Source organism: Rhodococcus sp. SJ-3 (assembly GCF_051918125.1).
Taxonomy (GTDB): domain Bacteria; phylum Actinomycetota; class Actinomycetes; order Mycobacteriales; family Mycobacteriaceae; genus Rhodococcus.
This window is the reverse complement of sequence record NZ_CM123306.1, coordinates 3,743,401-3,760,715: the sequence shown is the minus strand read 5'-3', so window position 1 is coordinate 3,760,715 and position 17,315 is coordinate 3,743,401. Positions and strand designations below refer to the sequence as shown.

At 66.5% G+C, this 17,315-nt stretch carries 17 protein-coding genes; 7 read left to right on the top strand and 10 right to left on the bottom strand.

What is annotated here, in order from left to right:
- Window positions 1-4 precede the first annotated feature (4 nt).
- From egtD to egtA, 4 genes are read right to left on the bottom strand one after another with little or no spacing between them, the layout of a single operon-like run.
- Window positions 5-961 (bottom strand): L-histidine N(alpha)-methyltransferase, encoded by a 957-nt coding sequence (egtD, locus tag ACTDXD_RS17545; RefSeq protein ID WP_440123579.1) that lies wholly within the window; start codon window positions 959-961, stop codon window positions 5-7.
- Window positions 958-1,707, bottom strand: a complete 750-nt coding sequence (egtC, locus tag ACTDXD_RS17540; protein WP_440123578.1) for an ergothioneine biosynthesis protein EgtC — start codon at window positions 1,705-1,707, stop codon at window positions 958-960. The genes egtD and egtC overlap by 4 nt, the downstream gene beginning before the upstream one ends.
- Window positions 1,700-2,998: an ergothioneine biosynthesis protein EgtB gene (egtB, locus tag ACTDXD_RS17535; RefSeq protein ID WP_440127679.1), complete on the bottom strand. Its 1,299-nt coding sequence runs from the start codon at window positions 2,996-2,998 to the stop codon at window positions 1,700-1,702. Before egtB ends, egtC begins: the two co-directional genes overlap by 8 nt.
- 2 nt (window positions 2,999-3,000) lie before the next feature.
- On the bottom strand, window positions 3,001-4,227 hold the full coding sequence (gene egtA, locus ACTDXD_RS17530; protein ID WP_440127678.1) for an ergothioneine biosynthesis glutamate--cysteine ligase EgtA: 1,227 nt from the start codon (window positions 4,225-4,227) through the stop codon (window positions 3,001-3,003).
- A gap of 154 nt (window positions 4,228-4,381) precedes the next feature.
- Between egtA and ACTDXD_RS17525 the strand changes: the two genes are divergently transcribed.
- The 3 genes from ACTDXD_RS17525 (at window position 4,382) to pth (ending at window position 7,072) form a co-directional block, all read left to right on the top strand.
- Window positions 4,382-5,554: an aminotransferase class V-fold PLP-dependent enzyme gene (locus ACTDXD_RS17525; RefSeq protein WP_440127677.1), complete on the top strand. Its 1,173-nt coding sequence runs from the start codon at window positions 4,382-4,384 to the stop codon at window positions 5,552-5,554.
- Window positions 5,555-5,765: 211 nt separating this feature from the next.
- Window positions 5,766-6,368 (top strand): 50S ribosomal protein L25/general stress protein Ctc, encoded by a 603-nt coding sequence (locus ACTDXD_RS17520; protein ID WP_440123577.1) that lies wholly within the window; start codon window positions 5,766-5,768, stop codon window positions 6,366-6,368.
- Between the two features lie 131 nt (window positions 6,369-6,499).
- A complete protein-coding gene (gene pth, locus ACTDXD_RS17515; protein ID WP_440123576.1) occupies window positions 6,500-7,072 on the top strand; it encodes an aminoacyl-tRNA hydrolase in 573 nt (190 codons plus the stop codon).
- A gap of 3 nt (window positions 7,073-7,075) precedes the next feature.
- Here pth and pdxR read toward each other — a convergent pair whose 3' ends face one another.
- Window positions 7,076-8,476, bottom strand: a complete 1,401-nt coding sequence (gene pdxR / locus ACTDXD_RS17510) for a MocR-like pyridoxine biosynthesis transcription factor PdxR (protein ID WP_440123575.1) — start codon at window positions 8,474-8,476, stop codon at window positions 7,076-7,078.
- 46 nt (window positions 8,477-8,522) lie between these two features.
- Between pdxR and ACTDXD_RS17505 the strand changes: the two genes are divergently transcribed.
- Together ACTDXD_RS17505 and ACTDXD_RS17500 are read left to right on the top strand one after the other, a co-directional pair.
- Window positions 8,523-8,975 (top strand): carboxymuconolactone decarboxylase family protein, encoded by a 453-nt coding sequence (locus tag ACTDXD_RS17505; RefSeq protein ID WP_440123574.1) that lies wholly within the window; start codon window positions 8,523-8,525, stop codon window positions 8,973-8,975.
- On the top strand, window positions 8,972-10,225 hold the full coding sequence (locus ACTDXD_RS17500) for an MFS transporter (protein WP_440123573.1): 1,254 nt from the start codon (window positions 8,972-8,974) through the stop codon (window positions 10,223-10,225). Before ACTDXD_RS17505 ends, ACTDXD_RS17500 begins: the two co-directional genes overlap by 4 nt.
- On the opposite strand, the gene ACTDXD_RS17495 is transcribed toward ACTDXD_RS17500, so the two are convergent.
- Entirely contained in the window at window positions 10,208-11,842 is a 1,635-nt protein-coding gene (locus tag ACTDXD_RS17495; protein ID WP_440123572.1) for a fatty acyl-AMP ligase, read from the bottom strand. The two genes, ACTDXD_RS17500 and ACTDXD_RS17495, sit on opposite strands and share 18 nt — an antisense overlap.
- 204 nt (window positions 11,843-12,046) lie before the next feature.
- Here ACTDXD_RS17495 and ACTDXD_RS17490 point away from each other — a divergent pair, with 204 nt between their 5' ends.
- The gene (locus ACTDXD_RS17490) at window positions 12,047-13,741 is read left to right on the top strand and encodes a peptide chain release factor 3 (RefSeq protein ID WP_440123571.1); all 1,695 of its coding nucleotides are present in this window, start codon (window positions 12,047-12,049) and stop codon (window positions 13,739-13,741) included.
- A 104-nt stretch (window positions 13,742-13,845) separates the two neighbouring features.
- Entirely contained in the window at window positions 13,846-14,466 is a 621-nt protein-coding gene (locus ACTDXD_RS17485; protein WP_440123570.1) for a hypothetical protein, read from the top strand.
- Window positions 14,467-14,489: 23 nt separating this feature from the next.
- Here the strand turns inward: ACTDXD_RS17485 and ACTDXD_RS17480 are convergent, their stop codons facing one another.
- From ACTDXD_RS17480 to ACTDXD_RS17465, 4 genes are all read right to left on the bottom strand, one after another.
- Complete coding sequence (locus ACTDXD_RS17480; RefSeq protein ID WP_440123569.1) at window positions 14,490-15,527, bottom strand: enoyl-CoA hydratase/isomerase family protein; 1,038 nt, start codon at window positions 15,525-15,527, stop codon at window positions 14,490-14,492.
- Window positions 15,528-15,583: 56 nt separating this feature from the next.
- Window positions 15,584-16,015 (bottom strand): VOC family protein, encoded by a 432-nt coding sequence (locus tag ACTDXD_RS17475; RefSeq protein WP_440123568.1) that lies wholly within the window; start codon window positions 16,013-16,015, stop codon window positions 15,584-15,586.
- A 40-nt stretch (window positions 16,016-16,055) separates the two neighbouring features.
- Window positions 16,056-16,541, bottom strand: coding sequence for a nuclear transport factor 2 family protein (locus tag ACTDXD_RS17470; RefSeq protein WP_440123567.1), 486 nt, complete (start codon window positions 16,539-16,541; stop codon window positions 16,056-16,058).
- Window positions 16,542-16,643: 102 nt separating this feature from the next.
- Window positions 16,644-17,282 (bottom strand): TetR/AcrR family transcriptional regulator, encoded by a 639-nt coding sequence (locus ACTDXD_RS17465; protein ID WP_440123566.1) that lies wholly within the window; start codon window positions 17,280-17,282, stop codon window positions 16,644-16,646.
- Window positions 17,283-17,315: the final 33 nt, after the last annotated feature.

Sequence of the window (17,315 nt, the reverse complement as noted above, 5' to 3'; positions counted from 1 at the left end):
AAAGTCATCGACGCGACGCGGCGAACAGCACGAATCTCCCGTCAGGATCCACCCATTCGTGCCGGACGGTGAATCCTGCGTCGTCGAGTTCTCTGCCGATTCCGTCGAGCCGGAATTTTGCCGAAATCTCTGTACACATCTGCTCACCCGTGGCGAAGGTCAGATCGAGATCGAGATCGCGGACCTTCACCGTCATCGCCTCGGTCGCTTCGAGTCTCATTTCGATCCACTCGTTCTCTGCGTCCCACACGGCGCGGTGCACGAACTTGTCGGGATCGAAATCGGCGTCGAGCCGCCGGTTGACCACCCGCAGCACGTTGCGGTCGAACTCGGCCGTCACACCGGCGGCATCGTCGTAGGCCGGAATGAGGATGTCGGGGTCGACGACGAGTCCGGCACCGAGCAGCAGCCATTCATCGGTTTCCAGGATCGTCCCGAGGTGGGTCAGGAACTCGATGCGTTCGGCGGGTGCGAAGTTGCCGATCGTACCGCCGAGGAATGCGACCATGCGGTGCCCGCCGGCAGGTAGATGTTCGAGAGAACCGGTGAAATCGCTGACGACGCCGCGCACCGTGAGGTCCGGATAGTCGACGGACAGGCGCCGTACCGCCGCGCTCAATGCCGGCTCGGACACGTCCTGCGGTACATACGTATGGATGTACGGTTTCAGTGCGTCGAGCAGCACTCTCGTCTTCTCCGACGATCCCGATCCGAGCTCCACCAGCATCTCGGGTCTCGCTGCCTCCGCGATGTCCGCCGCGTGGCGCTGCAGCAGCGCGAATTCGGTACGGGTGGGGTAGTACTCGGGCAGCGACGTGATCTGATCGAACAACTCGCTTCCCCGCTCGTCGTACAGCCATGTCGGCGACAGGCGCTTGGGGGTCGAGGTGAGACCACTGCGCGCATCACCGCGCAGTGTCTCGTCCAATTGTTCGGGCGTGATGAACACGTCGATGGTCACGTAGCGGACACCTCCAGGGGAGTGACGACGAGCTTGCCGGGTATTGCATGGACGAGATGCTTGTCGGCGACTTCCTGCCAACGCGGGTCGTCGTCGAAACGTTCGGAGCTCACGATCGCGACGTTCTCGTCCACGAGGGTCCACAACGAGTGATACCACGCGGTCGCCCACATACCGTTTCCGTCGCACAGCAGCATGTTCAAGCGGGATTCCGGTGCCCGCGCCAGGACGTCGTGGACGAGGGAGATCAGCGCGGGCTCCGGTTCTGCCGATCGGAGCCGCGACCGCAACATCGCCCACAGCGCAGCAGAATCGGTGGGTGCGTCCAGTTCGAGCAGCTCCGACACCGGGAGGTTCTTCGCGAGGTCCACCAGCGATCCGGGCCAGCCGCGCACCACACCGTTGAGACTGAAGGCCCAGTGTCCGTCCGAGAACGGCGCACTGGCGCTTCGTTCGACCGGCATCCCCTCCGTTGCGGATCGGAGCGCGATCATCACGGCCCCGGACCGGATGGTGGGCAGCCCTTCGGTGACGAACGGATCGGACCACACCGGCAGGGACGAGCGGTAGCGGCCGAGAACACCGACGTCCGACCACCAGGCGACGCCGAACCCGTCGGCGTTGATGGTGCCGCCACCACGCATGTCGGTCGGCGCCCACGATTGCCGCATGAGCGAATTGGGGCCGTCGGTGAGCAGTGAGGCAACCGATTCGACCGGGCCGAGGTACCCCAGGTGTCTACACATCCGGAGCCTTCTCCACATCGTGCGCAAGGCGGAACCCGGCGAAGATCTGGCGGCGGACCGGGTGATCCCAGTTCCGGAAGGTTCCGCGGCACGCAACGTGATCGGTGCCGAAGGAACCACCGCGGAGAACGCGGAAGTCGCCGCCGAAGAACACCTCCGAGTACTCCCGGTACGGAAACGCACTAAAGCCCGGGTACGGTTCGAAGCCCGACGACGTCCACTCCCACACATCACCGATCAGCTGATGCACACCGAGCGGCGACACACCCGCCGGGTACGCACCCACCACCGCGGGACCGAGATGTCGCTGGCCGAGATTCGCGTGCGCCGGGCCGGGATCGTCGTCTCCCCACGGATACCGCCGGCTGCGGCCGGTCTCGGGATCCCACCGCGCGGCCTTCTCCCATTCCGCCTCTGTGGGAAGACGTGCTCCGGCCCAGCGCGCGAAGGCATCCGCCTCGTAGAAACACACATGCACGACGGGTTCGTCCGGGTGCACGGGTGCTTCTCGCCCGAAACTGCGGCGCCACCAACGCCCGTCGGATTCGCGGTGCCAGAATTGCGGCGCTTCGAGCCCCGCGTCGCAGCGGTGCGCCCACCCCTCGTCGCTCCACAGGTCTCGGCGCCGGTAGCCGCCGTCCTCGATGAATCGAGTGAACAACCGGTTGGTCACCGGCAGGGTGTCGAGCGCAAAGGCGGGCACATGAACCCGGTGCGCCGGCTTCTCGTTGTCGAGCGCCGACCGGTCGGCCGAGGTGCCCATCTCGAACTCCCCCGCGGGGATCACCACCCGCTCGCACACCGGAGACGCCGCCTCGCGGGGCGCCTCCGGGGCATCGAGCAAGGGGGGTCCGGCGCGCAACTGGTGGGTCGCGAGCATCGTCTCGTCGTGTTGTTGTTCGTGTTGCGCGATCATCGAGAAGACGAAACCGTCGCGAGTGAGTTCTTCATCGAAGTTGTTGCTTTGCAGTACTTTCTGCGCCAGGTCACGCACCTGCGCTGCGTAGCGGCGCGCCTCGCCTGGGCCGAGCAACGGCAGCGTGGTCCGGCTGGCCCGGGGGTGCAGAAATGCATCGTAGAGTTCGTCGATCCCCTGACGCACCGGCTCTCGGCCCGCGACTTCACGCAGCAGCCAGCGCTCCTCCTGATTCGCGATATGCGCGAGGTCCCACACGAGGGGACTCATCAAGGTCGAATGTTGCTGCACCAGTTCGTCATCGTCGATATCCGTGAGCGAACATGTCCGTGCGCGAGCGCGTTCGAGGTCGCGTTCGAGACGGTCGCGCAGCATCCTCACCGGTCGGCCACCCCCGGCGACTGCCCGCGCATGCAACGTGCCGCGGCCGCGTCGAGCGCAGTGGTGAACCTCATGTCGGGTGACGACTCCGCAGCCAGAGACAGCAATCCCACTGCTGCAGCACGTAATTCGACAGCAGCGAGCCCTTGCTGCGCGGCCTCCACCCAAAGCTGCCGAACCGGCTCGGCGATCGCCGATGCCTCGGTCATGACCTCCGGACTCCTCAGCAGAGCTTCGATCGTCGCGATCGGCACCTGCCACAGGTTGTCGGGCTGAGCATCCAGGTACCGGACCTCGAGATGTCCATACGGGCGCACCGGCGGAAACAGCGTGGTCAGGTGATAGTCGAGGTCGGCGAATGTCGGCCGACGACCGATCTCGCCGTCGAGACCGCCACTGAGCCAATCGGCGAACGACGCCCCGGGTGGTGCATGCCATTCCGGGCCTGCCGACCGGACACACAACAAGGGGGCGTCGAGCGCCCAGGCCGGGTACTTCTGCGGGTCGGCCACGGTCGCGGTGCGGTCCGGGTCGAGCGACAACCACGTGCGCATCCGCTGCGAGACCCACTCGCCTTCCGGAGCGCCCTGCAGCGTGGCCGAACGCCCGAACGCGGCGATCAACGCCGGACCGATCGCGTGGAGCAACTCCCAGCGTCGGGCGAGTTCGGCGTCGTCGGCTCCCGCATCGACGCTGACCTGTACCGCGGCCGTGCTGTTCATCATCAGCCGCCCGAGGGGACCGATCCGGTCGAAACGCAATTCCATTGCGGAGTACCGCGGTGTGCGGAGAAGACGATGGGGCGGCCGAATCTCATCGGTCGCGCTGTCGAGCATCGACACCGCGCGGCGGGCGAGCAACGATCGCAACATCTTCGCGTCGGCGACGAGACGATCGACCGTTTGCCTGGCCGACGTGCACGGCACACTGGCCAACTCCACCTGCCCGCCCGGTTCCAGACTCACCGCGCTCCCCGACGGCAGCGGACGGGCCGACGACGACGGAGCGATGGTTTTCGGGGCGTGAGGCCCGAGCGCCTCGACGATCGACGTGAGTTCCGGCCGTGACGCCGTTCCGTCCGCACGCGCAGTCAGCCATTCGAGTTCCGCGCCGATCAGCCGCGGTGGACCGAACCGGAAGCTCACCCGACGTACGTACGCTTCGGCGGAGGCGCGCGGACCGAGCTCCCTGTCGGCGCGCGGCATCGCCGCGTCCATCGCCATCACCACTCGATCCACCCTCCTTTGTCGGTGGGCCAGGTCACTGAGCGAGCCTAACGCGCGCATCGCCGCAACGCCCGTAGAACGCTCCGGCGGCGCACTGACCACACTAGATTCGGTCGAAGGATCTTGCCGACAGGAAATGGAGGCCACCTTCATGCTCGACGTGCAGCAGGCCCGGCGCGATACCCCCGGTTGTTTCGACCGGGTGTTTCTCGACAGCGCGGGCTCGTCGCTCCCACCGACTCCGGTGGTCGACACCGTCGTCGCCCATCTGCGACGCGAGGCCGAGATCGGCGGATACGCAGCCGCCAACGAGCGCCTCGACGACCTGGCCGGGGTGAAGACCTCCCTCGGACGCCTGTTCGGGGTCGATGGCGCCTCCATAGCGTTGTCCGACAGCGCGTCGCGGGCATGGACGTCGTTCTTCTACGCGGTGCCGCTGGAGCCGGGCGACCGCATCCTGCTGTCACAGGCCGAGTACGCCGCCAACGCAGTCGCAGCGCTGCAACGCGCCCGCGCCACCGGCGCGAGCGTCGAGGTGGTTCCTTCCGACAGCGACGGCCGCATCGACACCCAGGCACTGGGCGGACTGCTCGACGAGCGCGTCAAGATCGTCTCGGTCGTGCACGCACCGACCAACGGCGGTTTGGTCAACCCGGTCCGCGAGGTCGCCGACGCCGCCCACGCCGTGGGCGCGCTGGTGCTGCTCGACGCATGCCAATCGGTGGGGCAGCTTCCCGTGAGCGTGCCCGAACTGGACGTCGATGCGCTCTCGGGGACCGGCCGCAAATGGGTGCGCGGCCCTCGGGGCACCGGGTTCCTCTACGTGCGGCCGCGACTGATCGCCGACCTCGAGCCGGCGCCGATCGATCTGCACAGTGCGACGTGGACGTCGCCCGACACCTACGAACTCGCGTCCGACGCGTCGCGCTTCGAGATGTGGGAGGCCGACGTCGCGGCCCGGCTGGGACTCGGCGTCGCGATCGACTACCTGCTCGATCTCGGAATCGATGCCGTGGCGGAGGCCATCGGCTATCGCGCCGAGCACACCCGAGACGGGCTCGAGCGGATCCCGGGCGTCACCGTGCACGATCGCGGCGCACCGCTCAACGGGATCGTCTCGTTCACCGTCGACGGGATCGAACCGAGCGCGGTACGCGACGCGCTGGCCGAGCAGTCGATCACCGTCACCGTCAGCTCACGCAGCTCCACTCTGCTCGACATGTCACAGCGGAAACTCGATGCCGTGGTGCGCGCGTCGCCGCACTATTTCGTCTCCCCCGCCGACGTCGATCGTTTCCTCGCCGCCGTTCGCTCCCTCGCATGATGAGGCCCGTTCGCATTGCGCAATCGGATCCGGTAAAGTATGTCGAGTTGTCTCGGCGAGGGTGAACCGCGTTATCGCTGGCTCACCGTGATCGACGCGGCTGCGGCTCCGTCAGAGCGTAGAAGCGCTCCTACTGCCGCGCGTGTCCGGTCCCGCATTCGCCGAGAAGACCGACCCCGTGAGAGTTCACTAGCGTAGGAGCCGTTGCACCATGTCCAACGAGAACCGTCTCGTAGCCGCTGTCCGCACCGAGTTCGGCAAGGGCGCAGCCCGTCGCACCCGCCGTGCAGGCCAGATCCCCGCCGTCCTCTACGGCCACGGCACCGATCCCAAGCACCTGTCGCTTCCCGGCCTCGAGTTCGCCGCTGTCCTGCGTAACCACGGCACCAACGCCGTCCTGACCCTCGAGGTCGACGGCACCGAGCAGCTCGCCCTCACCAAGTCCGTCACCACGCATCCGATCCGCCGCAACATCGAGCACGCCGACCTGCTCGTCGTGAAGAAGGGCGAGAAGGTCACCGTCGAGGTTCCCGTCGTCCTCACCGGTATTGCAGGCCCCGGCGCGCTGGTCGTCCACGAGGTCAGCACCATCAAGCTCGAGGCCGACGCCCTCAACATCCCCGAGGAGATCTCGGTGTCGGTCGAGAGCGCTCCCATCGGCACCCAGATCCTCGCCGGTGGCGTCGAGCTTCCCGCGGGCGCGACCCTGCAGGACGATCCCGAGCTGCTGCTCGTGAACATCGTCGAGGCCGCTGCTCAGGCGAGCGCCGAAGAAGCAACCGACGAGACCGAGGGTGCAGCAGAAGAGGCCTGAGCCTCGACTGCGTGAACCTTTCGGGCTCAGTGAAGTCTTTCGTGCGGCGCGTCATCCTTCGGGATGGCGCGCCGCACGCGCGTTCTACCGAGCGGAACACCGCCACACATGATTCGAGGAAGGACCCGCACGTGAGCGAGGACACCGCGCTCGTCGTAGGGCTGGGAAATCCCGGCCCCAAGTACGAGACCACCCGGCACAACATCGGTTTCATGGTTGCCGATGTGCTGGCCGATCGGGTCGGCGGGAAGTTCAGCGCACACAAGAAGAGCAACGCCGAGATCGTGCAGGCACGCCTCGACGGGCGACAGGTCATCATCGCGAAGCCCCGCACGTACATGAACGTGTCGGGTGGTCCGGTCGCAGGTCTCGCGAAGTTCTTCTCGGTCTCGCCGGGAAACATCATCGTGATCCACGACGAACTCGATCTCGATTACGGCACGATCCGGCTCAAGCAGGGCGGCGGTGAGAACGGGCACAACGGCCTGCGGTCCACGTCGTCGGCGCTCGGCACGAAGGACTACCTGCGAGTGCGCATGGGGATCGGCCGGCCGCCGGGCCGTCAGGATCCGGCGGACTTCGTACTCAAGCCGTTCTCCTCCGCCGAGCGCAAAGATCTCGGTGTGCTGTGCGAGGAGGGCGCCGACGCCGTCGAACTGCTCCTGAAACTCGGCCTCGAGGGCGCACAGAACCGCATCCACTGACTCCTACGGCGCCGGAGGCAGTGCCAGGCACAGGGCTTCCAATGCCGACGAGAAGGCGTGTTCGGCCGGTGTGCCGTAGCCGACGACAAGCCCGTCGAGGTGCGGCATCGTGCTGTCGGGGTGCCGGTAGGCGGACAATCCGTCGACGGCCACACCCTGTCTGCGAGCGGCCGTGAGAGTGGCGTGTTCCGTACCTTCCGGCAGTTCGAGCACGGCATGCAGACCGGCCGCGATTCCGCTGACCCGCAGGTGCGGGGCGTGCACGGTGAGCGCGGCCGCCAGGTGGTCCCGGCGTCGCCGGTAGACACCGCGCATGCGGCGCAGGTGTCGCTCGTAGGCACCGCACGTGATGAAGTCGGCCAAGGTGAGCTGATCCCACGCGCTCGACCAGAGTTCACGTCTCCCTTTCACGGCGAGAACGTCGTCGATCATTCGGTCCGGCAATACCATCCACCCCAGGCGCAGGGACGGCGACAGACTCTTGCTGATCGACCCGAGGTAGATCACACGGTCCGGGTCCAGTCCCTGTACCGCACCGATCGGTTCTCTGTCGTAGCGAAACTCTCCGTCGTAGTCGTCTTCCAGAATCAGGCCGTCCACCGTGCGCGCCCAGTCCACCACCGCGGCCCGGCGCAGGGCATGCAATGGACCACCGGTCGGGTATTGGTGTGCGGGGGTGAGCAGAACCGCACCCGCCGATGTCTCGGACAGGTCGCCTACGCGGGCGCCGTGCTCGTCGATGGACAGCGGTACGGTTCGTATCCCCGCGCCCGCGATGAGATCTCGGTGGAATGCCAGCCCGTAGGATTCCACGGCAACGGTGCCGGGCAACAGCGGCCCGAGCAACTGCAGCGCGTGGGCGAAGCCGGCACAGATCACGATGAGTTCGGCATCGACGCGTACTCCCCGGGCCCGCGCCAGATAGTCGGCGAGAGCATCGCGCAGTTCCGGGCGACCTCGTGGATCTCCTACCCCGAATGCTTCACTGGGTGCCGCGTTGATCGCCCGGCGGGCCGACGTCGACCAGGCGGCCCGCGGAAAAGCCGACGCGTCGGGGGAACTCGGCGCCAGGTCGTGGATCGGGCGGCGAGACGACGGCCGAGGTCGCCGCCGGACAGGTGCCGGTGGAGCAACTCGCCGGGCCACCCGGGTCCCCGAACCCTGCCGCGCCGTCAACCACCCTTCTTCCACCAACTCGGAGTAGACCTCGGCCGCGGTGTTCCGGGCTATGCCGAGATCGGCGGAGAGTGCCCGGTAGGACGGTAGCCGGGTATCCGGTGGGAGGCGACCCGAGCGGATTGCCTCCCGCAAGGCGTGCAGAAGCTGGGAGCGCAGGCTTCCGGAGCCGGACAGCTCCAGATGCAGATCACTGCCCGTCGGTGAATTGACCCCAGAATTCGTCATCGAAATGAACCATACCAATGGTCAATACCGGACTTAGCTTTATGACATGACAACTTTTCACGTAGCCCAGCGCATGGATTTCGCCCAGGTCGCGCCGAGAATCTTCAAAGCCGTCCTCGCCCTCGACGCCGCCGCTCGCGTCGGTCTCGACCCGGTACTGCTCGAACTGGTCCAGATCCGTGCATCGCAGATCAACCGCTGCGCATACTGCATCGACTACCACACATCCGACGCGCGCCGGGCGGGTGAGCGGGAGGAACGGATCTACCAGCTCAGCGCATGGGAGGAATCCAGCGTCTTCACCACGAAAGAACGTGCGGCACTGGCCCTCACCGAGGCGATGACACAATTGGCAGGCGGCGTCTCCGACGAGGTCTGGGACGAGGTCGCCGACGAGTTCGACGAGACAGAACTCGCCCAGCTCATCGCGTTGATCTTCACGGTGAACACCTGGAACCGAATGAACGTGACGACCCGCAAGACGCCCGGGGCGCTGTGACCGCGGAGGCGGAATCATGTCCGCCACCCTCGGCGTCAGCCGACCCCGCGGCACCGAGTGGGACGGCAGCCGGCCCCTCACCACTGAAGGGCTGGCTCGCCGTCCTGGCGGTGACGCTGGGCATCTTCTCCCTCATGACATCCGAACTGCTCCCCGTCGGACTGCTCACTCCCGTGGGCGATGCCCTCGACGTGTCCGAAGGTCGCGCCGGGCTGATGGTGACAATTCCCGGTCTCGTCGCCGCCCTCTCCGCGCCCCTGATCACAGTGGCCGCCGGGCGGATGGACCGCAGGCTGGTCCTGGCTCTGCTGATCGGCATGATGGGGGCCGCCAATCTCGCATCGGCCTTCGCAACAGATTTCGCGGTCCTCCTGGTCGCCCGGTTCCTCATCGGCATCAGCGTCGGAGGTTTCTGGGCGCTGGCCGGGGGCATCGCCCTCCGACTGGTGCCGCAGCGGCACGTCGTGCGTGCCACCGCCGTGATCTTCAGCGGTGTCGAAGCCGCGTCCGTTCTCGGGGTGCCTGCCGGCACGTTCCTCGGCGACCTCAGCGGCTGGCGCACAGCGTTCGGCGCGGTCGGCGTCCTCGGCCTTGTCGCGCTGACGGCCATGCTTTTCCTGATACCTCGGCTGCCACCGCAGCGCACCCTCGGCCTCACCGACCTGCCCGGGGTGTTCCGGAGCAACGCAGGCGTGCGTGTGGGAATCACGATGACGGTCCTGCTCATCACCGGCCACTTCACGGCGTACACATTTCTGCGCCCCGTCCTCCAGGGCAGCGGCGTGGACGGCGGATCGATCGGCATGCTGCTTCTCGTGTTCGGTGTCGCCGGTCTCTGCGGCAATTTCATTGCGGGAGCCCTGGTCGACAGATGGTTGCCACAGACCGCACTGGGAATCTCGCTCGTCCTCACCGTCGCCATGGTCGCGGTCGCGGTCAGCGACGCCACAGCCTTCTCCGCGGCAGGCATGCTCGCCCTCTGGGGATTGGGCTATGGCGCAGTGCCTGTCACCCTCCAGACCTGGATGTTCAGGTCGGCTCCGGACGCCGTGGAGGCCGCGAGTTCACTGTTCGTCTCGGCGTTCAACCTCTCGATCGCAGCGGGTGCTCTGATCGGTGGGCTTGCCGTCGATGCGCTGTCGCCGACGAGCATTCTATGGATCGGTGGTGTCCTCACCGCACTCACCGTCCTCGTCGTCGGAACCTCCGGGCGGGCCGGGCGTCGTGCCACGTCAGCGCCGGAGCAATGATGCCGACGTCCCGCGGCGGAGCTTGCCCGACGATGTCTTCGGGATGTTGCCGGGGCCGACCACTGCAACCGTGCGGGGGCGCGCTCCCACTTCCGCACACACCGCATGGACCACTTCGTGCTCGATACGGCGCACTTCGTCGAGGTCGTCGATGAGGTTGGTCTCGACCGCCACCGCGAAGGATTCCCGCTTGTCGCCGGCATCGAGCCGGATCGCGACCGCGTTACCCGGTCGTACCCCGGCCACGCCGCACGCGGCGCGCTCGATATCGGTGGGATAGATGTTGCGTCCGCCCATGATGATGACGTCCTTGACCCGGCCGCACACGACAACGAGACCTTCTTCGGTGAAGTAGCCGACGTCACCGGTATCGAGCCAGCCGTCGCTGTCCTGCGCGGATACAGGACCGTCGACCGTGACGTATCCGTGTGTGACGGCTGTGCCCCGCAACTGGATGACCCCGACCCCTCGGGTAGGAAGTTCCTGCCCGTCGTTACCGACGATTCTGCCTTCGAGACCGGAAACGAGGTGCCCGAGCGTCGGCAACCTGCGGGCATTCGAGTGGACGGACGGCACGGCCATCCCACCCGACTCGAGCAGATCCGGGTCGACGGCATCGAGCACCTGGCCGTGGCCGGGGTCGGGTACCGATACCGCCAGCGTCGTCTCCGCCATCCCGTAGACCGGGGCAAGTGCCATCGGGTCGAGCCCGAACCGGGCACCTGCCTCGGCGAGAGCGTCCATGGTGTCGGGGTCCACGGGTTCGGCCCCGTTCCACATCCACTTGACCGACGACAGATCCACCGCACCGTCCTCGGCCTGCGCCAGTTTGCGGGCCAGCAACGAGTACGCGAAATTCGGTGCTGCCGTGACTGTTCCACGATATTTGGTGATGAGATCCGCCCACAGCATCGGTGTCCGCAGGAAGTCGAGCGGAGTCACCGACACCACCTCGCCGCCCATCTGCATCGGGACGCTGAGGAATCCGACCATGCCCATGTCGTGGAACAGCGGCAACCAACTGATCATGACGTCGTCGTCGAGCGAGAACTTGATGCGTTCGAACATCGCATACGCGTTGACGTAGAAGTTCTCGTGCGTGATCTGCACGGCTTTCGGTGACCCGGTGGAGCCGGAGGTCAGTTGCTGCAGCACGATGTCGGATTCTGCGGTGTCGACGGGGTCGATCGCTGTGCCTGCGCGCAGTTCCGAGGTGGTGACGACGTCGATGCCCCGCTCACGCAGCAGCGGTTCGGCGATGTCGAACGGTGCGCCGAGCACCACGACCCTCGCGCCGATCATGCGCAATACGGTCTCGGTGTCTCGCGTCCACCCATCGAGATCGGTGCGCGGGGTGGGCTGGTGCAGCATCGTGATGCTCGCGCCGCGCATCCACACGCCCTGGCTGATCGGGGCGATGTCGACCGGGAACCCGGCCAGGATCGCGACCGCATCGCCCGGTGCGACCCCGTTCGCAGCCAGACACCCCGCCATGCACCGTGCCTGCTCGTGGATCTGCTTCCAGGTTTGTCGCCGCGGCGAGTCCGGCTCGCCGGTGACCAGACCCCGTGTGCTCTCGCGCCCCGTCGCATACATCTCATCAGTGAACCTGCTCACGAACACTCCTCGCTCCGATGCGCACGGGCCTTCCCGTGCCGAAATCCCGGCCTTACGAATCAGGGTGGCCCGAAAATGAGCGATCGGAAGCGTCCCCTGGGAAACGTGATCGAATCTGCGGGAAAACGACACCGAATCGCCTAGTAACATGGAGGAGTTGCCTGCGATAGAACACCGACCAAAAAGTTTCGAGAGGTTTCCGCGTTGAGTACCCCGCCCGCCTCCGCCAGCGAATCCACCAACGCCGCGAAGCCCCCTTCGTCGAACGAAGTCCGTTCCGAAGCGCTGCGTCGGCGCACATTCGCCGTCATCTCCCATCCGGACGCCGGTAAGTCCACTCTCACCGAGGCCCTCGCACTGCACGCGAAGGTCATCTCGGAGGCCGGCGCCGTACACGGCAAGGCCGGTCGCAAGTCCACCGTCTCCGACTGGATGGAGATGGAGAAGGCCAGAGGCATCTCCGTCAGCTCCACCGCGCTGCAGTTCAACTATTCGTCGTCCGAGGCCCCGGAGTCGGCGGACGGTGTCGACACCGTCAACGTCATCAACCTCGTCGACACCCCCGGCCACTCCGACTTCTCCGAGGACACCTACCGCGTGCTCACCGCGGTCGACGCGGCCGTGATGCTCATCGACGCCGCGAAAGGCCTCGAGCCGCAGACGTTGAAGCTGTTCCAGGTGTGCCGCCACCGCGGCATTCCGGTGATCACGGTGATCAACAAGTGGGACCGCCCCGGTCAGACGCCACTCGAATTGCTCGACGAGATCAGCGAACGAATCGGACTCACCCCGACCCCGTTGTTCTGGCCGGTCGGCATCGCGGGTGACTTCCGCGGACTCTTGCGTCGCGGTCTCGACGCGCACGCAGGCGAAGCCGTCGAATACATCAAGTTCACGCGCACCGCAGGTGGCGCGAAGATTGCACCCGAGGAACACCTGACCCCCGAGGTCGCGCTCGAGCGCGAAGGCGACACCTGGGCCGAGGCCGCCGAGGAATCCGAACTGCTGTCGGCGAGCGGGCAGGATCACGACCAGGAACTGTTCCTGGGAGGCCAGACGTCGCCGGTGATCTTCGCCTCCGCCATGCTCAACTTCGGTGTCCGTCAGATCCTCGACACGCTCGTCGCGCTGGCCCCGCCGCCGCGGGCCCGCCTGGCGATCGACGACACTCCCCGCGACGTCGACGACCCGTTCAGCGCCGTGGTGTTCAAAGTGCAGGCCGGAATGGACACCGCCCACCGCGACCGTCTCGCGTTCATGCGCGTCGTCTCGGGTGTCTTCGAGCGCGGGATGGTCGTCACGCACGCCCAGACCGGCAAGCCGTTCGCGACGAAGTACGCACTGACCGTGTTCGGGCGCGAACGCACTACCGTCGAGAACGCCTATCCGGGCGACGTGGTGGGCCTGGTCAACGCCACGGCCCTCGCGCCCGGCCACACCCTGTTCGTCGACAAGAAGGTCGAGTTCCCGCCCATCCCGTCGTTCGCACCCGAGCACTTCGCGATCCTGCGGGCCGAGAGCGCCTCGAAGTACAAGCAGTTCCGCAAGGCCGTCGATCAGCTCGATTCCGAAGGCGTCGTGCAGATCCTCCGCAACGACATCCGAGGCGATGCGTCGCCGGTGATGGCGGCCGTCGGCCCCATGCAGTTCGAGGTGGTCGCGGCGCGGATGAAGGCCGAGTACAACGTCGACCCGAAGATCGAGCCGCTCGGATACGCGCTGGCCCGCCGCACGGATGCGGAGTCGACCATCGAACTCAACCGTCAGCGCGGTGTCGAGGTGTTCGAGCGGTCCGACGGCGTGTTGCTTGCACTCGTCAGCGACAAATGGCGGCTGCAGTACATCCAGAAGGAGCTTCCCGAACTCACCCTCGAGCCCTTGGTCGCTGCGACGGACTGACCCCGGAACAGCAGATACCGGACATACGGGGTGACGCGGACACCCTCCGGCTGGTAATTTGCTGCCGTCGAGCACGCACGCTCGGGTGATTTCAGGAGCTTGTCATGAACGACGATGCATCGTCCGTGCCATCGGGTGAACAGCCCAACAGCGGCACGACCGAGTCCAGCACCGCCGAGGCCGGTCATTCCCGCTCGGGTGAGCGGTCGAAGGGCCCGAAGCGGTCGGGCACCTTCGTCTACCCGCTGCCGAGCACGCCGCTCCCGAGCAGTACACCGATGACGGTGCTCACCCCGGGTGATACCCCAGGTGTGCACGCGATCGACCGCAACCCGGCCGGCGGGGTGGGCGCCGGAACCACGAACGAAGGGACGTCCTCGGTGACGAGCACCAGCACCAACGGCAGCACGACCGGCACCAACGGCTCGACCGCCGATACCTCCGCCGCGTCGAGCACACTCGGCACTGCTTCGAAGTCCAGCGTGCCCGCCCGCCGCAATTCGATGGGTGTCGCGTCGGTGCGGATCGCGGCCCGTCTGGCCCACGGCGAGCTCGGTTCACGCTCGTCCCACGGCACCGACCCGACGATCGACAATGACGAACTGCTGCAACTGCTCGGTGAATACCTCGTGGCGGGCGGGCTCGAGAAGCCCGAGATCCACGCGATGCTCGGTGGTCAGCCGATCGTGGTCGATCTGCAATCTCCGAACCGCTTCACGCGCTGAACCACTCGCGACCGCTGTACCGCTCAGCTGAACAATGCGGCGATGGTCGCCGGATCGACCTCCTCGATCCGAGGGGGCGACCATCGCGGTGAGCGGTCCTTGTCGATGAGCACAGCGCGCACGCCCTCGACGAAATCGGGTACCGCGCTGATCCGCACAGCCACCTCGAGCTCGCGTGCCAGGCACTCTTCGAGAGTGCTCTCGGCGCCACGGCGCAACAGTTCCACGGTGGCACGCACGCTGGTCGGCGACGCGGCGCGAAGGGCCGCATACGTCCGCTCGGCCCACTCTGGGTCGATGTCCGCGTCGGTCGCCGCGAGCCGGCTCAGGATGTCGTCGATCGTTCCGTCACCGAACACCGTCTCGATATCAGCGAAGCGTTTCTCCAGTTCGGATTCGGGTGCGGGAGCGACGAATTCGTCGAGTGCTGCCCGCCAGTCTCCCGCGCGGATACGGTCGACAAGATCATCGACGCGGTCGCGTGGTACGAAATGGGTGGCCAGACCCACCGCGAGCGCGTCGCCGGCACCGATGCGGGTCCCCGTCACGCCGAGGTACATTCCGACGGCGTCGCAACGTACGGCGGTGCCCCTCAATCGGGGAAGGAAATGGCTCGACCCGACATCCGGGATGAAGCCGAGCGCCGTCTCGGGCATCGCGAACGACGCCCTCTCCGTCACCACCCGCACCGCGCCGTGCACCGAGATCCCGAGCCCGCCGCCCAGGGTGACACCGTCCAGAACCGAGAGATACGGCTTCGGGTAGGTGGCTACGAGTTCGTCGAGCCGATACTCGGCGGCGAAGGATTTCCGCACTGCGTCGAAGTCCCCCGCCAGCACCGCATTGCGAGCAGGTTTGATGTCGCCGCCCGCACAGAAGGCCCGATCGGACCGGCTCGTGACGAGCACCGCCGTGACGGACGGGTCGGTGCGCCACTGCAGCAGCGCAGCATGCATGTCCCGGATCATCGACGGGTTCAGCGCGTTGAGCGCTTCGGGCCGGTCGAGTTGCACCTCGGCGACACCGTCGGCGACTCGGGTGCGGATGAACGACTCTTTCACGGGCGGGAGCCTACCGGGCGCATGCGAAACAGACGTGAGGTACGGCACCGCCGAGGTCAGGGTTCACCTATCGGGTCTCCGGTCAGCGGACCGACGAGCATCCACCGATGCCCGAACGGGTCGATCAATGTGGCGTTACGGTGACCGTGGTTTTCCGAGATCCAGCGCTCGACCCTGCCTCCGGCTGCACGGGCGCGCTCGAGAACGGTGTCGGTATCGACGACCGGAAGCATCAAGCTCACCGAGGTGGCTCCCCCGGCCGGTGCGGTCAGGCCCATTTCCGGGAACTCCTCGGCAAGATAGACCATCCCGGTCGGGAACCCGAGTTCGGCGTGGCCGAGCCTGCCGTCGTCCATGAAGATCGGCTCGCCATGCAGCGTTGCGCCGAACGCGCTTACATACCAGTCGATTGCGTCACGGCCGCGCCCCACCGTGAGATACGGGATCGCGCCTGCCGGGGGAAACAGCGTGCCGTCCGGGGTTGCCATGGACATCTCTCCTTTCGAACGTCTCACCGCCTCGGGCGATTCAGGACGCGCGCGGAGGCTGCTGGAGCAGTGCCCATTTGTTGCTGCTGAGCCGGAACGAGGGCATGTCCGCGAGAGAAACGACCGTCTCCCAATTACGTTCGTATCCTGTGTGCACGATCCGCCAGGCGCCGTCGTCACAACGGACGTACCGATCGTGGTAGTACGCCGACCCGCGCAGAATCATGCCGTCTTCCGGAACGATGACGGTATCAGCGAGCAGCCAGGTCCCCGTTGCTGTTCGGCCGCTCTCGTCGATCCGGATCTCGGGGTGGCTGCAGTGGTGTTCCGTGACCATGTGGAGGCCGAGCGTGTTCTCGAGAAAGTTGATGAAGACCTCGCGAGATTCGAAACTGAGATGTTCGCCGTATACCGCGGTGGCCTCGGGTACGAGAGTGTCGGCGAGCTCCTCCCAGTTCTTGGTATCGAGAGTTCGCGCGTAGCGATACTTGACCTGCGCGATCTGTTCCGTGGCCTCCAGATCCATCGCTGATCTCCCATCACCGGCTGTCTGTTGTCAGGCTAGCCCGGATCACCATCTCGCGGAGTCCGATTCGAAGACCCGCCGGTCAGCTCGATTGCATTTCGGTCACAGACCGGTACCGATGCTCGGGCCCGGAGACCTTGCCGGTATTTCCAGCGACCGCAGGACCACATCGACGATGAGCACCGCGTAGGCGTCGTCGTCGCCGGGCGCGGGTTCGGACAGCCCGAACAGGGCGTGACTGAGCACCGCGCCGGTCACCATCTCGAGCAGTAAGGTCACGGAAGTCCCGGAATCGAGTTCGCCGCGGTCGACCGCTCGGTGCACGATGGTGCGGGCCGCGAGAACCCGACTGCGATTGAGCGTCGCGGTCAAGCGGGCGAGCAGCTCCGGGTTCACTCGCGAATCGAGCGCCACCCGCAGACTGACCAGTCCTGACGGGGTGCGATATCCGCGCAGGAGTTGTCGCGCCAATTCGATGAGGTCGGAGCGCAACGCACCGGTGTCGATCGGTTCGGGAAGCGGACTGCGGGCTTCGAGTGCGTGGACCAGGAGGTCGTCCTTGGTGTCCCACCTGCGATACAGCGCCGCGCGGCCGACACGCGCTCTGCGCCCGACCGCATCGAGAGTGAAGCCGCGCCAACTCGTCTCGGCGTAGACCTCGAGCACGGCGTCGAAGACCCGGCCCTCGAGGTCGGCGTCGCGGGGCCTGCCGCGTCGGCGGGGAGCGGGGAGGTCGGTCACGCCATGAGTGTGCCAGACCGCCCCCGATATACA

Excerpts from the sequence above, each read along its gene's own strand:
- ACTDXD_RS17520 (WP_440123577.1), top strand. The coding sequence starts at position 5,766 with ATGTCCAACGAGAACCGTCTCGTAGCCGCTGTCCGCACCGAGTTCGGC.
- ACTDXD_RS17475 (WP_440123568.1), bottom strand. The coding sequence starts at position 16,015 with ATGGCAACCCCGGACGGCACGCTGTTTCCCCCGGCAGGCGCGATCCCG.
- egtA (WP_440127678.1), bottom strand. The coding sequence starts at position 4,227 with ATGGCGATGGACGCGGCGATGCCGCGCGCCGACAGGGAGCTCGGTCCG.
- ACTDXD_RS17525 (WP_440127677.1), top strand. The coding sequence starts at position 4,382 with ATGCTCGACGTGCAGCAGGCCCGGCGCGATACCCCCGGTTGTTTCGAC.
- ACTDXD_RS17505 (WP_440123574.1), top strand. The coding sequence starts at position 8,523 with ATGACAACTTTTCACGTAGCCCAGCGCATGGATTTCGCCCAGGTCGCG.
- ACTDXD_RS17485 (WP_440123570.1), top strand. The coding sequence starts at position 13,846 with ATGAACGACGATGCATCGTCCGTGCCATCGGGTGAACAGCCCAACAGC.
- egtB (WP_440127679.1), bottom strand. The coding sequence starts at position 2,998 with ATGCTGCGCGACCGTCTCGAACGCGACCTCGAACGCGCTCGCGCACGG.
- pdxR (WP_440123575.1), bottom strand. The coding sequence starts at position 8,476 with ATGACGAATTCTGGGGTCAATTCACCGACGGGCAGTGATCTGCATCTG.
- egtC (WP_440123578.1), bottom strand. The coding sequence starts at position 1,707 with ATGTGTAGACACCTGGGGTACCTCGGCCCGGTCGAATCGGTTGCCTCA.
- ACTDXD_RS17470 (WP_440123567.1), bottom strand. The coding sequence starts at position 16,541 with ATGGATCTGGAGGCCACGGAACAGATCGCGCAGGTCAAGTATCGCTAC.